The sequence below is a fragment of the Streptomyces sp. NPDC057682 genome (assembly GCF_042799575.1).
GTDB lineage: Bacteria > Actinomycetota > Actinomycetes > Streptomycetales > Streptomycetaceae > Streptomyces.
Genome location: NZ_JBHVIN010000007.1, coordinates 1 through 14,049, shown reverse-complemented (window position 1 = coordinate 14,049; position 14,049 = coordinate 1). Strand labels below are relative to the sequence as shown.

The 14,049-nt window shown below is 67.9% G+C and carries 10 protein-coding genes; 5 read left to right on the top strand and 5 right to left on the bottom strand.

What is annotated here, in order from left to right; translation table 11 throughout:
• Positions 1-41: 41 nt before the first annotated feature.
• Complete coding sequence (locus tag ACFVDM_RS14315) at positions 42-5,453, bottom strand: sacsin N-terminal ATP-binding-like domain-containing protein (RefSeq protein WP_383638085.1); 5,412 nt, start codon at positions 5,451-5,453, stop codon at positions 42-44.
• Positions 5,454-5,670: 217 nt separating this feature from the next.
• Here ACFVDM_RS14315 and ACFVDM_RS14310 point away from each other — a divergent pair, with 217 nt between their 5' ends.
• Entirely contained in the window at positions 5,671-5,883 is a 213-nt protein-coding gene (locus ACFVDM_RS14310; protein WP_383638082.1) for a hypothetical protein, read from the top strand.
• 146 nt (positions 5,884-6,029) lie between these two features.
• Here ACFVDM_RS14310 and ACFVDM_RS14305 read toward each other — a convergent pair whose 3' ends face one another.
• Both ACFVDM_RS14305 and ACFVDM_RS14300 read right to left on the bottom strand, forming a co-directional pair.
• Entirely contained in the window at positions 6,030-6,194 is a 165-nt protein-coding gene (locus ACFVDM_RS14305; RefSeq protein ID WP_383638079.1) for a hypothetical protein, read from the bottom strand.
• 156 nt (positions 6,195-6,350) lie between these two features.
• Positions 6,351-7,574, bottom strand: coding sequence for a hypothetical protein (locus ACFVDM_RS14300; RefSeq protein WP_383638075.1), 1,224 nt, complete (start codon positions 7,572-7,574; stop codon positions 6,351-6,353).
• Between the two features lie 274 nt (positions 7,575-7,848).
• Here ACFVDM_RS14300 and ACFVDM_RS14295 point away from each other — a divergent pair, with 274 nt between their 5' ends.
• The 3 genes from ACFVDM_RS14295 (at position 7,849) to ACFVDM_RS14285 (ending at position 11,291) form a co-directional block, all read left to right on the top strand.
• Complete coding sequence (locus ACFVDM_RS14295; RefSeq protein ID WP_383638072.1) at positions 7,849-8,457, top strand: hypothetical protein; 609 nt, start codon at positions 7,849-7,851, stop codon at positions 8,455-8,457.
• Entirely contained in the window at positions 8,451-9,872 is a 1,422-nt protein-coding gene (locus tag ACFVDM_RS14290; protein WP_383638069.1) for a hypothetical protein, read from the top strand. Before ACFVDM_RS14295 ends, ACFVDM_RS14290 begins: the two co-directional genes overlap by 7 nt.
• Positions 9,873-10,397: 525 nt before the next feature.
• Positions 10,398-11,291, top strand: a complete 894-nt coding sequence (locus ACFVDM_RS14285) for a DUF5655 domain-containing protein (protein ID WP_383638066.1) — start codon at positions 10,398-10,400, stop codon at positions 11,289-11,291.
• 144 nt (positions 11,292-11,435) lie between these two features.
• On the opposite strand, the gene ACFVDM_RS14280 is transcribed toward ACFVDM_RS14285, so the two are convergent.
• Positions 11,436-12,164 carry a hypothetical protein gene (locus tag ACFVDM_RS14280; protein ID WP_383638061.1) on the bottom strand — a complete coding sequence of 243 codons (729 nt, stop codon included), beginning with the start codon at positions 12,162-12,164 and terminating at the stop codon, positions 11,436-11,438.
• A 203-nt stretch (positions 12,165-12,367) separates the two neighbouring features.
• On the opposite strand from ACFVDM_RS14280, the gene ACFVDM_RS14275 reads away from it, so the two are divergent.
• Positions 12,368-12,784 carry an NUDIX domain-containing protein gene (locus tag ACFVDM_RS14275; protein ID WP_383638058.1) on the top strand — a complete coding sequence of 139 codons (417 nt, stop codon included), beginning with the start codon at positions 12,368-12,370 and terminating at the stop codon, positions 12,782-12,784.
• On the opposite strand, the gene ACFVDM_RS14270 is transcribed toward ACFVDM_RS14275, so the two are convergent.
• Complete coding sequence (locus tag ACFVDM_RS14270) at positions 12,779-13,948, bottom strand: SUMF1/EgtB/PvdO family nonheme iron enzyme (protein ID WP_383638054.1); 1,170 nt, start codon at positions 13,946-13,948, stop codon at positions 12,779-12,781. The genes ACFVDM_RS14275 and ACFVDM_RS14270 overlap by 6 nt on opposite strands.
• Positions 13,949-14,049 lie beyond the last annotated feature (101 nt).

Sequence of the window (14,049 nt, the reverse complement as noted above, 5' to 3'; positions counted from 1 at the left end):
CGTCGAAGGTCGTTGACCTGCGCTGTAGTTGAACGTCAAGGTCACAGCAGGTACGAGAAGCGCAGTGCCCCGCCCTCCTCGCGATAGCGGTCCCGGCCGCGCTTCCCGTAGGGGTTGGGGAGCATCTGGATGGCCACCTTGTGCGGGGTGAGGGCGTAGGTGACCACCAGGAGGCGCCAGCGGTCGTTGCCCGCGTGCTGGCGGGCCGCGCGGACCTCGCTCTCCCCCAGCTCGAAGCGGCCTCCTTCGCCCCCGGTCGCCTTCACCTCGTACAGGAAGGGACGGCTGCCGGAGCCGACCCGGAAGTCGAAGCCGAGGCTGTCGTCGCCCGACGGGCCGGGGAAGGCTTTGCGGCGGTTGCCCGACACCCAGCCGGTCTCGTCCATGCGGTCCGGGTAGCGCGCGCACAGCCATTGGTACGCGTACCACTCGCCCACGTACCCGATGGCTTCCCGCTGGGCCGTGGTCAGCCCGCTGTCCGTGCCACCTCCGTACCGCCGCCCGCGCGCGCGGCTGGTGGCCCAGGTGCGCTCGGTCCGGGGGAGGGGGTCTGTGAAGCGGAGCGGACCGGTGGCGGTGATGCCTGGCGCAGATCCGCTCCTCAGGACCTGGTCAAGTTCACGGGTGAGGGCGGTGAAGTCGCCGGAGTGCACGTCGAATTCGCGGCCGCCGACGGAGATCGACCGCCGTTCGCGCTCCCGTTTGCGGCGCTCGTGTTCCGCCGCGTTGCGCACGCGGTCCAAGTCGGCCTCGGACAGCCCGTGGCGCTCGGGATCCGTCGTCACCGCCATCCCATCGGGCCACTGGCCGAGGGCCGCCAGCCAGCCGACGATGTCGGACGGAGACAAGGGGCGGAAGTCCAGCGCGCCCGCGGCCTCCAGCCGCGCGGTGACCTCCTCGGCCGGCTCGGCTCCGGTCAGGGCCGCGGGCAGCGGATGTCCGGCTGCCCCGACGAGGACCGCGAGGTCGGCGGCCAGGCCGGTGATCGTACGGAGATTCGCGCCGCGGACCTGGTCGAGTGCTGGCAGGCGTTCGCCCGACCGGGGCACCGGGCGGCCCAGGCGCAGCGCCAACTGGTCCTCAACGTGCGCCTCCAAGGTCCCCGTGTCGGCCGTGTCCACGGTGTACTCCCATGCCTCCGGCGCGGTGATCCAGTCGAGGGCTCGGACCGGGGGCCAGTCGGGCATCGGACGGCGCGCGTCGAAGTCCTCCAGCACCGCCCAGCGCAGCCGGTTGACGAGCTCCTTCTTGCGCAGGTCCAGGTGGGTGCGGAGAGCCTCCTCGTGCTCCTCGGCATGGCTGACCGGTTTCACGGGCGGGCCCATCGCGCGCAGGGTGTCGTTCAGCTCGGCGAAACCGATGCCCAGGTCGCGCCGCAGTTCGTCCGTACCGCGGGCCAGGCGAGCCCTGGTGATGAACTCGAATACGGGGACAGGGAGTTCGGCAGCGAACTCCTCAAGGTGCGCGTGGAACTCCCGGGTGTCGCCCGGCGGTGGCAGAAGCAGCGAGTCCGCCGCCTCCGCGCCGAGCAGGTGGACGAGGAAGGGCCGGCAGCGCTCCAGTACCACGCCGATGGCCCCGTCGATCCGGCGGCTCGTTTCCTCGACTTGGTGGACCGTGACTTCCAGGGCGTAGGCGAGCTCCTCCTGGCCCGGGTCGCGCAGGTCGGCGTGGCGAGTAGCGAGCTGGTGGGCGGCGAGGCGCAGCCGGTCGCCGAACTCCCGCCGTCCCAGCAGCTCGGCGACCGCCACCATGATGCGGGTGATCTCGGGCCAGCCCGGCTCGCCCGCCGGGGCGAGGACGAGCGGATGCTTCGGATCGGGCAGCGGCAGCACTCCGCCGAGGTGGCCCGGCAACGTCACGGGCCGGCCGTCGAGCTCGATGTTCCAGGAGCGATAGCGGTGCAGACGTACGCTCCGGACCAGGGACGTCAGCTCGCTCAGCTCGGCCTCGCTCGCCCGGGGGCCGCGAGTAACGTGGTCGGAGAGGACGCCCACGGCCAGGGTGAGCCATGGCAGTTGTTGGACCAGTGGCTCTCCCAAGACCGCGCGGTCCACCCGTGAGCCGTCCACGGTCACCGTAAACATCAGGTCGTCAGTGTGCCGGACGGCGGCGGGGTGTTCGGCCGCCAGCAGCTCGGCGGCCTCCGCCGAGACACCGGGAAGGGTGAGCAGGGGACGCGCCATCTCCCGTACCAGCAGGGGCGTCAAGCCATCACGTTCACCGCTGACGTAGAGCACGGCCCCGGCATCGCCATCGCTCTCCCCGTCGTCCAGAGCGGACAGCGGTACGCTGACCAGCCGGTCCCCGGACTCAGCGAGCAGACTGGCGCCCTTGGGCAGCGCAGGACGGGGATGCTGTACGAGGTGCCGCCAGGCGCGTTCGTTCGCACGCTGCGCGGCGGGCCGGTCCTCGGCCCCCAGCGCGCCCTCCGCCGCAAGCCGTCCTAGCGCGGCGATGAGGCGGGCGCTGTCCCGGGGGTCGTCCCAGGTCGGCAGCCGCATTTCCCGCAGGCGGTCGCCCGCCTTCCCGCTTTCCAGAAGGTGGCGCAGCCGATGGTCGACGGTCGGCGCGTACGAGGGCTCCTCCTCCAGCCCGGGCGGGCAGTGCCAGGCGTCGGCCGGCCGGACGAACCGGACGGCCCGGGCGCGGCCCCGCACCGGGAGCCACGGCTGCTCCCGGACAAAGGCGCCGAGCGGGGTTGGGACCCGTTCCCTGTCCGGGGAACTCTGGCTGCCAGCACTGGTCCAGACGCTTGCAAACCTCGTGCCCTCCCAGCTGGCCAGGCCATGCAGGACAAGCCGTGCGTACGCCAGCCGGGCCTCCTGCCCGAGGCGTTCGACGACATCCTGGCCGGGGAGCCGCCAGGCGGGGGTTCCCCGGTACGGAGTCCGGGGGTAGTAGACACCGGGCCAGTGGACGTACGGCTCCCACTGCTCCTGCACCTTGGCAGACACCTTCGCCATGCGGACCAGCTGCCGAGCGCTGAGCTCCTGGCCTTGCTCTACCCAGCTCAAGGCGTCGGAGGACCTGACCGGGACCAGCCCGTCGGCCACCCCGGCCTCCAGCAGGAACGCCCGCCATTCCTCGGTCTCGCCCCGCTTGGCGAACTCCTCGGGCGTGGCAAGGAGGCGTCCAGTGATCGCTTTGAGGCTCTTCGACACGTCCTGCCCGGCGGCGACCACCGCAGCCAGGTCCTCACCGGCGGACGCACGGCCCCAGCCCCGGCCGAAGACGGCGCCGCTCGCCCTGATCAGCCGGCCGTCTGCCGACGGTACGTACAGTCCGAGCGAGGAGATATCCGTTCCGCCCAGCGAATGCCGAGGCTGCCACAGCCGGAAGACGAACCGCAGGGTCTGGAGCCGCAGCCGGAGATCGGTGCTTGCGCTGAGCGCCTGCCGTACGTGGTCCAGCAAGCCCTTTGTGTCGTACGGCCGGACGAGCCCCTCCTGCTCGAGGAAGGCGCGTGCGGACCGCCCGCGCGTACGCTCGCTGGGGTCCTTCCAGACCAGACCTGGGTGTAGGGAGAACAACCGCTTGCCGAGCAGGGCGGGGACGGACGGAGCCCCGGTCTGGGTCGCTTCCGTACACACCGGCTGGAAGAACGCCTCACGGCGGACACTCTGACCGCTCGGCTTGCCCTGGGTACGCGTGCTTGTGCCCGTACCCGCCCTGCCGAGGGGACGGTTGGTATGGCGGAGTGTGCGGTCGTCCGCGAGCAGCAACTGCCTGTCGTGCAGGACGTGCGCGTCGTCCTCGAAAAGCGCGGCCAGGTCCTCGTACAGCGCGCTCCACTGCTCGGGGGGCTCACCGGGCTGGGGAACGGGCAGGCCCGCTACGATCCGTTCCACGTACTCGGCGAGGATCTCCGGGCCTGGCTCCCATGGGCACGCAAGGGCCTTGCACAGAGCTGCCAGCCGTTTCAGCCGGTCGCCGCCGATCTCGGGGTCGGCCACCACGATCCCGGCCTCGTGCGCGCGGTGCGCCGTGAGAACGGTCAGGTCGAGGTCCGGCCACAGGACCGCGCCCCGGGGCGGGGCCCAGTTCGTCTGCGGCACGGCGCCGTCCGTGGTGAGGACAGGCACGAGCGGTACGTTGGCGAGTTCCCTCCCGTGCACACGCAGAGCCGCCGCGCCGAGCCGCCGCGCCGAGCCCTTCTCACTCTCCCAGCTCACCAGGTCCACGGCCAGCTGCCGCATGGACGGCTCGGGCACGGTACGCAATACCGCGGCGGCTGCCAGACAGGTCTCGGCGACCGCGTCGAACAGCAGCACGTTGAGAGGGTTGTCGGAGGGAAGCCCGGTACGGTCGAACTTGGTGAAGAACGGGGCGTTCACGTGTCCCGGGAACGGCGCGGCCTGGTCCTCACCCATTGGCAGGAAAGTGTAGATCTGCCCGCGTCGCGGTCGGCGCGGTGCGGGCAGAGGGAGTGCGACCTCGACGACGGCGGACCGCTTCCACTCCTGCCATGTGTCGTCGAGGAGCCCAGCACCCACGGCCTCGGCGAGGGTGCTGTTCAGCCGTTCCTTCTCCACGGTGCCTCGCACTACGAGAAAGGTGCCGGATGGCCCCAGGTCCACGGTCGCGCAGGAGACGGGGAAGCCGTGCCCGGTGCCGTCCTGCGCAACCGCGAAGTGCGCCTCGGAGCGGGTCAGTTCATGCCGCTCGAGCGCCTCGTGGAGGTCGCCCAACTCGCCTGCCTCGCCACCGACGGCCCGCCGTTCCAGCGTCAGGCCAGCAAGCCGGTCGAGGAACAGCATCACGGGTACCTTCGCCTCCGCGAGTTCGCCCATCCGTAGCCGGACCTCGGCCCGGGCGGCCTCGCTCAGCAAGGGCAGCCGGACGATGGTTACGTACCCCCGGGCCGCGAGCTGCCGACAGGTCGCGGGCACATCGTCCAGCGGCAGGGGCGCCTGGAGCGGCGGATACTTGGCGGCCACCTCGTGGGCGTTGTTCTCACCGGCGAGGAACTCCTCCACGTCGGCCTTCTGCGCGAAGCGGAAGCAGTACCCGTCCAATTCCGGGCCGAGCGGGCTGTCGGAGTCTGCGCTGTAGATCTCGGGTGCCTCGCTGATCAGCAAGATGCTGCGAAACCCGACACCCTTGTTCCCGATGCCCTCGCCGACCTCCTTCGAACTCTGCGCGAGCTCGCAGATCCGCTCGACGTTCCGCCAGGTGAAGGGCATCCCGCCGTTGGCAACGTACAACGTCCCCCACTCGCCCTCCGCCTCGTCCAGTAGTACGTGGACCCGTCCGTCGCGGCGGTCTCTCGGATGCGCGTCGTAGCCGTTCTGCAGCAACTCGAAGAGCGAGCGGCCGGCGTACTCCCGCGCGCTCGTGTACGACACGGAGTTCACCTGCCGTGCCATGCGCAGGACTTGCTCCGACCGGGCCCCCTCCAGCACGGACCGGCCGTACTCCCGCAGTTGCTCGGTCCGGGCGTTCCTCGCCATGGTTCTCCCCTCACCTGAGCGTGACGAGGACGGTATCCCGCGGCACTGACATCGGGGGCGCGAGGAACCACCGTGTGGAGTGCTGCTCGGAGCTGACGTTTTCGTCCGCCGTCGCACGGGCTCGAATTTGTACAGGGTTTCCCTTGTCCACGGCGTGTCCTGAGGAAGGGGCCTGATCCTGCGAGGAGAGGTCGGCGCGGCGCGTGGAGGCCAGATCGTGGAACGGGTTGAGCACGGGGTTCACCGGGACGCGTTCGCGGCGGTGAAGGCATTCCGGACCGAGTTGTACTCCTGCCTGTTTTCGCGCGGCGATGCCCTGTTCGAGCTGTGCGACGCGTTGTTGTGCACGGACGGTCCGGCCCGCACGCTTGTGGACCTGGCCCTCGGCCCCCAGGACGACCGTGGAAACGTGCCCTCTGCTCCGGGCTGAACCAGGGCCGGATCAACGTCGCGCTGCGTCGGGCTTCTGGTCGGGGTGCCGTTGCCCAGGGCAGCTGACGGCCGCCTGCCACACCTTCGGCTGGGGCCTAGCTAGCCACGGGGAGCACGTCTGCTGGCGTATCTGGGCGTGCCGGTTCAGCTTCGCCGTGCCGCGTCCGCTTTCCGCACCATCTTCGCCGCGTGGTCAGCCGAGTCGGCCAAGTTCCGGAGTGCGCTGGATACCCGGCTGAGGAACTCCACCATGTGGTCGGCGAGGGTGTCCTGCTTGATGCTGGTGCGGAAGGTGGTGTTCTGGGCCATGGTCGGCTCCTCGGAAAACGGCTGCTGGGTGTGCTGCGCCCACTGTGGCACCGGGGACTGACGTGTCGGGCGGAAACATGACACTCCCCACCCGAATCGGGTAGGGAGCTCGGGCACCAGGTGACGCGGCAAGGGCGGTCAGTGGTGGCTGACGGATCATGCCTCATGCTTCCTGCGGCACGAGAAGTGCTCGGGCAGCCCTTCGGGTCCCTTAAGGCTTGCGGGCTGACCGCATCCGAAGCGGCAGAGTGGGATCGCTTGACCCGACGCGTCGACCGGAACCCGGGCAGCCTCGGTTTTCCGAGGGTGGGACTCAAGGACGATCGCGCGGCTGCCGCGTCTCTGCTTCGGTTCACTCCGCACCTCCGACGCCGGACGGTCCTCGGTGCACCTGTCGTGCCGGTCCCCCTGTCGTACGGATGTCCGGTGCTCCTTGCCGTCCAGGGCGGGCCCGTTCGCCTCGAGGTACTGCTGCCACTGCTGTGCGGGGAGCCAACCGTGGTGGCCGCCGTGTTGGAACGGGATCCGCTCACCGGCCGCAGCTTCCACGATGAACCGAGTAAGAGTCAGACCACCCTCCCCTGTGAAGGTGCTCGACTGATGGGCGGGCATGAGGACTCGGTGCCAGCCCCCGCAGTACCCGGCGTCGGTCGGGTTCTCTGGGTCGTAGGGCTTCTCCGGGCACCGAGTGAGTGCGCCGTTTTGGCTGCACTGGCCCTCCTCCAGGACGAAGTTGCCGTCCTGGACCGCGATGGGGTTTTTCTGTACGCGGATGACGGAGGCCGGCAGGTTGGGCGTGCGAACGTAAGGGACGGTGCCGATGCCAGCGTGGTCGGGGTCGGCGAAGTCCCAGACCGACTGAATACCGCCGCGGCGCCGAAACCCCTCCCGTGCCCGCATCCCGCGGGCTGTCTGGGCGCTCAGCTGAGGCTCGTAGCCCAGGATGAGGCCGTTGGCGCCGTTGATGCGTACATCGAGGCGCGCGTGCCCGTCGGTGGTCTGCGACTCGATGTCGGCGTGGAAGCCGTGATCTTCGGAGTCCTTCGCGACGCGTTCCTTGCGGGCGAGGTGCTCGTCGGACTCGTGGCTGATGGGCTTCTCCCCGGGTTTCCGGTAGTGAGAGGCAAGCCATACACCGTCACGCTGGACGAGGTACATGGGGACGCGCCGGCCGCGGAGGTCCCGGCAGTCGGGGCAGATGAGCCCGCGCTTTTCGACGGGGACACGTCCTCGCATGCGCAGGAGCACGTTCAGGAGGTCTTGGCCTTGCGGGACGCCGAGGTCGGGGCGGTCCAGGTCGAGGTTCTGGCCGGCAGGTTCGTAGTAGACGGGGTTGCGGAAGAGGTCTTCGTCGCTGTCGATCTGAAGGTCGTTGTCCATTGGTACTCCCCGCAGCCGCCACGAGTAGGAATCACAACGGTACGGGGAGGGTCTGACAATCGGGGCTGTCCTGCGGAAACAGGGTGCGCTGAGAGCCGCAGGGGCGGTGGGCCTACAACAGTTTCTAAGGGTTGGACTCTGTACGAACCCGAGCGCAGTGCGACTACCAGTAGGAAGGATCGGAGCCGTAGTGAGTGTCGGCGGCCAGCCGTGAATCGATGCCAGAATCCTCGCGCTCTGTATCGAGGGTGGTACGTAAAGATACTCTTGCGCCGTGCCGGGTGAAGAAGAGCACGTGAAGGGCGCCGAGGCGGTGCAGCGGGTCAAGCGGTGGCTTGAGGGCACCATGCGGGTGTCGCAGTCCTACACCAACATCGATGGTGCATGGGCGCGGAAGCTCACCTTGCGGTGGCCGAACGGGAATGAGAGGCCCTTCTCGTACGACCTCGGCGGGATGATGCGGGGCGGCGAGTGGGACGGCCAGATGTTCTGCGCCGAGGTGAAGTGGCGCAGGAACGCGAGCGACCAGGGGCCTGCTTACAAGAGTTTCCTGGCCAAGTGCTACGTGGCGCTGAGCCAGGAGTACATGCTCGGCGACCACTACATGTGGATCAGCTGGGCGCCCTTCCGTGCCAATGACTGGGATCTGCTCACCAGCCCTCAGATGATCCGCGAAGCCGTGCTCGCGGAGTCGCTGCGGATCTTCGGCATCGAGGATCCGGAGGCGGCTGCCGAGTCGATCAAGGACGAGCTTGTGGAGGACTTGTCCGAGCGGCTCTGGCTGGTCGTGATGTCAGAGAAGCAGGAGAAGCTGGTACCGCTGGATGACTGGCGTGGAGTCGTCGCCAACTTCTACAACAGCCAGGGGAGGTCGTCATGGTGACGCCAGTGGCGCCGGAGATCGACAGCGCTCTCGACCACCCTGATCCGCGGCAAGCGGTCGAGCGGGTCAAGGATGTGATCCAGCGACGTCTCCTGGACGTCTATCCCACTGCGCGGATCGTGCGGACGGACTTCTTCAATCACACCTACGTTCCGGACCTGCTGATGACGTGGAGCTCCGGTACCCGCAGGTCCGAACGACGCGTCTACCTTCGCGCGTCAGCTGATCCGGAACTCCTTGCCTCGGATGTTCAGCTCTTCGAGCGTGAACAACAGCCGTTGGTAGTGCCACTCGCCCGCCTCGGGTCTGGGCCTGCACGAGTGCAGTTGGAGACCGTTGCCGAGGAGCATCACACTCTTGTGCTTGATCCCTCTGGACTTGGGGCACTGCCGGCCCGCCCCCCAACCCGGACGCCAACCGCTCTGGCGTCCGACGCGATCGTCGAAGGAGGTCGCGGCATCATGGGGGAGCATCAGGTCGAGCGCTTCCTGTACACAGTCGGCTCGGGCGTGGAAGCGGCCCGCGAAGGCCAAGCCGACCCTACTCGGCTGGCTCTCTCGGAAGTCTCTCGGCATACTGTGCCCGACGTGTCGCGCCGCATGTCCACGTTGATGGCAGCCATGTGGCAGGGCAGCGGCCGCTCGTTGTCCGAGTTCCCGGCCAATGTCCCCTACCAGACATCCCTCGACGAGACCTCGCTGAGCCTGCTCCTCTCTTCTCCCGAGATCACGGATGAGGCTTTCTGGCGCCGTATCCAACCGCTCGTGGACGCCAAGACGCTGCTGCGCACCGACATCACTGACACACCCAACCTCCAGCGCTTGATGCTCAGCGCGGTCAAAGCGTGGAAAGCGCATGTGTGCATGGTGGCCGAGCCAGCGGCAGTGAGGGCGGGGGGTGCCTGGCGCTGGGTCATCGACCATGGACACCTCGGTTTGCGAGGACCCGACTTCGTGGCCTTCCTGGCCGCCAGCCGCAAGGATCTCCACGCTCCGGACGAGTACGAGGCCCCCTTGCTGGCCGAGGTCCGGGAGCGGGCCGCCATGTTCGCCATTCCCTTGACCTCGATCCGGATGCTGATGACCAACCGCAGCATCGGCTACGACGCCCCGGGCGAAGACGTCACCCATGATCCACAACTCGACGGGATCAGCGCAGCGTTGGGACAGGAGGAGGGCGTGGTCGAAGCACAAGCCCTCACCCCTACCCGCATTCCTCTGCGGTGCAATTTCGTCAGCAGGACTGCGAGCCCACCGGGAGCGAGGGCACTTGTTCCTTATGCCGAACTACTGGGCACAACGCTCCGGCTGATCCTGGGCTTGAGCGCCGAGGACGCGGCGCAACTCGAGAACTTGCTTGACACGGGCGAGCCGACCCCAGGCCGTTGGGAGCAAACGGATCTCTTCGACGGCTAATAGGTGTAACCCCGCCAGTGATTTTGATCTTCTCTTGCTCTACGAATTCTTGCACCGCAGTCAGTGATTTGATTGCCGCGATGCATGGATGAGTGTGAATTCGTCATGCTCCGTGAGCAATTCACGCTTGTATTCCCCACGGATTTTGCACACTTGGATTTTCGCCCAAGTGGGGTGCAGGGGAGTGGTGGAAAAATCTGGCGGCGTTACGGCAGATCAATTTTCCGATCGGGCCCCAGTGTGGCGTGCGTGGTGGACCGTCGCGATAGAGCAGGTGCTTAGAAGGCACCTGCTCTATCCACTGAGCTACGGGGGCTGACCTGCGCAAATGTAGCTTGCGAGAGCCGTCCCCCAGGGGTCTGGGGGACGGATGGGGGAATCGCGGATTCCTGGTGGCCGGGGGCGCGAGCGCTCCTCGATCAGGCCATACGTGGGATGGCACAGAACCTTCACGTTCTCGCAGCCTCCCTCGGAAACAATTTCTCATCTGATCAGCGTTGCTCCTCTCCGAGTCGAGGGGGCCGGGTGGCGGGATTGAAGTTGTTTCGCATGGACATGATCAACCTTGGTATGGCTGAGGTCGTGCCGCGTCTTGCTGAGATCGAGGCGGACATCCAGCGACTTGTCGAAGACAGCATGGAGATGCTGCTGGGTGTTCGGTTTTTGGCGAGCGAGTACAGCACCGGACCGGTGCACGGGGGGCGAATCGACTCGCTGGGGCTGGACGAGAACGGTTCGCCCGTAATCGTTGAGTACAAGCGCGGCACAGACGCCGGCGTGATCAACCAGGGCCTGTTCTATCTGGCGTGGCTGATGGACCACCGGGCCGAGTTCGAAGACCTGGTGCGTGACCGGCTTGGGGCGACGGCCGCGTCCAGAGTTCTGTGGAGCAGTCCGCGCCTGATCTGCATTGCCGGCGACTTCACCCGGTACGACGTGCACGCCGTGGGTGAACACCGGCGCTCGATCGACCTGGTCCGCTATCGGCTCTTCGGCACCGACCTGTTCGGCTTGGAGACCGTGGCCTCCACGAGCGGTGGCACGCAGGTCCGCCAGGCGCGGCGTCGCCCGCGTACCCCGACAGCGGGTGGCGGCCGGGATGCGGTCATGGCGGACCTGGCCGGCGCGGTCGACGAGGCCCTTCTAGGGCTCGGGGACGGTGTGTCCCGCGTCGAGCGCAAGCAGTACCGGGCGTACCAGCGGCTGCGGAACTTCGCCTGTGTGTGTCCGCCGCAGCGGACCAAGCTGCTGGTCTACCTGAAGGTCAGCCCGAAGGACGTCGATCTCGTTCCGGGTTTCACCCGCGACGTGTCGGGCCTCGGGCACCACGGGACCGGGGACCTGGAGGTGCAGCTCCGCACGCTGATGGACGTGGAGAAGGCGCAGGATCTTTTCCGGGCGAGCTACGCCGCGGCTTGACGGCGGGCTCTTGGCCTCGTGCTGCAGGGTCAGTCTGCGGTTGCTGGTGGGTGCCTTTCGACGGACGGGTAGGGCGTGGCGGTGGACTGCCAATGATGCGGGGGATCGCCGGTTTGGCCAACCGGCGATCCTGAGCTATGTTCCTCAGCCCTGATCGGGGGGTGCCGATGAGGGTTCGAGGTGCGGGTTCGCGTCTTCTTGCCGGTTCGGTTGGCCGAGGTCAGTCAGAGGAGTTGTGTGGGTGATGACGTCGACGCGGTGTGATCGGGCGTAGGCGGCGACGGCCAGGGAAAGCTTGGGTTCACCCTCGGTCCGGCGGGCGGTGGCGGCAACGTGGGCCGATAGCTGCGGGGTTACTCGCATGCGTCCTTGGAGCAGGCGCAGATTGCCGGTGCCGTGCTTGGCCGCCAACTGGGCCGCCTGTTCGTGGCCGGGCTTCTCCACCAAGGCCACCATCGTCTGCACCGGCCCGGCGCCGGAGCAGACGATCACTCCGTGGGTGTGTGCCGCAGTCATGTCGAACGGTGCGGCGAGCACCGCTGGTGTGGCCGGCGAGCCGAGAGCCGCCAGGGAACGGAGTGCGAGGTGGGTGGGATCGACGTTGTCGGCGAAGGCCACGTAGTAGTCGCCGTTTTTTGTGCGCAGATGTTCGGCACCGTTGAGTACGGAGGTGACGTCCGCGTAGCGCCCGTGCTGGGCGATGAAGTCGAGCTGGAGGTCCTCGCCGGGTACCGGTGATGGAGGGGTCTGGTCGGTGAGTCGATGGTATTGAGCGAGAGCGCCGGGTATGAGGACCTGACGGGTCCATCCGATCAGCGGTGTGTAGTAGGGGTGATGGATTACCACGGCCTGCTTGCTGCCGAGAGTGGTCACCTCGTCCACGATGTGTGCCAGACCGGGCCGTCCGTGAACGGGGCGCAGTTCCTTGGGCAGGTACGGGGACCAGGAGCCCACCCTTGTGCCGAGTCCTCCGGCGGCGACTACCACCGGAGCTGCGGCTGGGACTGAGGTCTGTTTCACCGTTGTGTCCTTCGGGTGCGGCTTGCGCGCGATAGCGTCGACGGATGCATGTACGTGTGACGGGCATCGTCATTGAGGTCGGCCAGATTCTGCTGTTGGACCAGGACACCGACGGCCCCCGGAGCTGGTCTCTGCCGGGGGGCAAGGTCGAGGACGGTGAGGGCCTGGACGAGGCGCTGGTCAGGGAAATGAAGGAGGAGACCGGCGTCGAGGTTGAGGTCGACCGGCTGCTGTATCTGTGTGACAACCAGAAGGCTCATGTCACTCACATCACCTTCGAGGCCCGCCGAGTCGGCGGGCATCTGGGGGCGGTCAAGGAGGGCGCCGATACGAGGCCGATTCGCAGCGTCGAGTTCGTGCCCCTCGACGATCTGCCGGGCCTGGGCTTCAGCGAGACGTTCATGACGCTGTGCCGGGACGGATTCCCGGGCGCAGGGTCCTATATGGGACCGAAGTCCGCGATCGGACTATGACCCCACGGTCAGGGCGCTGAGGATCATCCGGTCGAGGGCGCCCGGCGTGGTGGGTGCGGAACTGTCGGCGACATCGACCCACTGGTTGAGGCGGTGCGCGAGTTCCCACGCTCCGAGCCGGGCCGCGTCGGTGGTGCCGGCGTCGCGGACGAGGCGGACACCGACGCCCCGCGAGGAACCCAGAAGGTAGCGCGATCGGATGGCAGTGACAGCCTGCTTGGTTCCAGGGGTGTTCCAGGCGGCACCGAACAAGTATCGCTGCACCGGCTGCGAGGCCGGCTGGTCGGGGCCGTCACTGCACCAGATCTGCACGTTGCCGATCAGGTGGTGCACGGTGCGACCGCCGAGGCCGGGTTCGGCTACCGGGCAGCTGTCTCCGAGGAGGTAGTCGCTGTTGTGCGCCCGTGCGCCCTGGGTCGCGTGGAGCGCCTCGGCGCGGGTGGGCAGGCGGGCACCGCACCATGCGGCCATGAGAGCCGCTCCGATCCACGTGACCCAGTACGCCGGGTGGGACTCGTATCCCGGGCTGATCCGCCAGCGCCGCTCGGTCGGCATGTAGTGGAGCCGCCCGCCGCGTTCCTGCGGCATGGGGCACACCAGCAGGTGGGTGCCCAGCCGGGAGTTCGCAGCGCCACCCTCGTGGAGCAGGTTCAGCATCTCGGCCATTTCGGCATTGCTGACGAGCACGTTGCGCCACATGGCGTTCGCGGTGGGGACGTACTGAGGTTTCGGAGTGCATTCCGAGACCGGCACGGTCCGGACTCGACGTACGGGGAGGGTCATCGGGGGACGAACCTCGTACAGGTCGCCGCCGGAGAGCCATTCGGACGCCGCGGCCATGGTCTTCGGCGGCAGGAGCTGGCGGGCCCGCAGCAGGGTCTGGCCGACCGACTGCGTCAGCAACTCTACGTATGGAGACGCCAGTTCGACCACCAGGGCGTCCTTGCGCGCCGTGGTCGCGAACGTCGGGTCGGCAGACGGTGCGCTCGGGCCGGTGGCCCGCGCCGCCTCTTCGGGCTTCTGGGCGGGGATCCCGAGGAAGCCGTTCAGCCGCGACTGTACCTGGGCAGGGTCGGTGACGTGCTGCTCGTACGGGACGACCAGGAGAGGCCGGGGTCCGGCTTCCGGGTCGTGAAGGGCGCGGGCCAGTAGCACCGTGTTCACGACGATTAGGCACTGTTTCTCGGATCTCCTGACGTGCGTGGGGTGTTGGGGGCAGGCTGCTTTTATGGGCCGTGGTGATCTGACGAATGCGGAGTGGGACC

Coding starts and splice junctions, on each gene's coding strand:
- ACFVDM_RS14315 (WP_383638085.1), bottom strand. CDS start 5,453: ATGGCGAGGAACGCCCGGACCGAGCAACTGCGGGAGTACGGCCGGTCC.
- ACFVDM_RS14305 (WP_383638079.1), bottom strand. CDS start 6,194: ATGGCCCAGAACACCACCTTCCGCACCAGCATCAAGCAGGACACCCTC.
- ACFVDM_RS14300 (WP_383638075.1), bottom strand. CDS start 7,574: ATGGACAACGACCTTCAGATCGACAGCGACGAAGACCTCTTCCGCAAC.
- ACFVDM_RS14290 (WP_383638069.1), top strand. CDS start 8,451: ATGGTGACGCCAGTGGCGCCGGAGATCGACAGCGCTCTCGACCACCCT.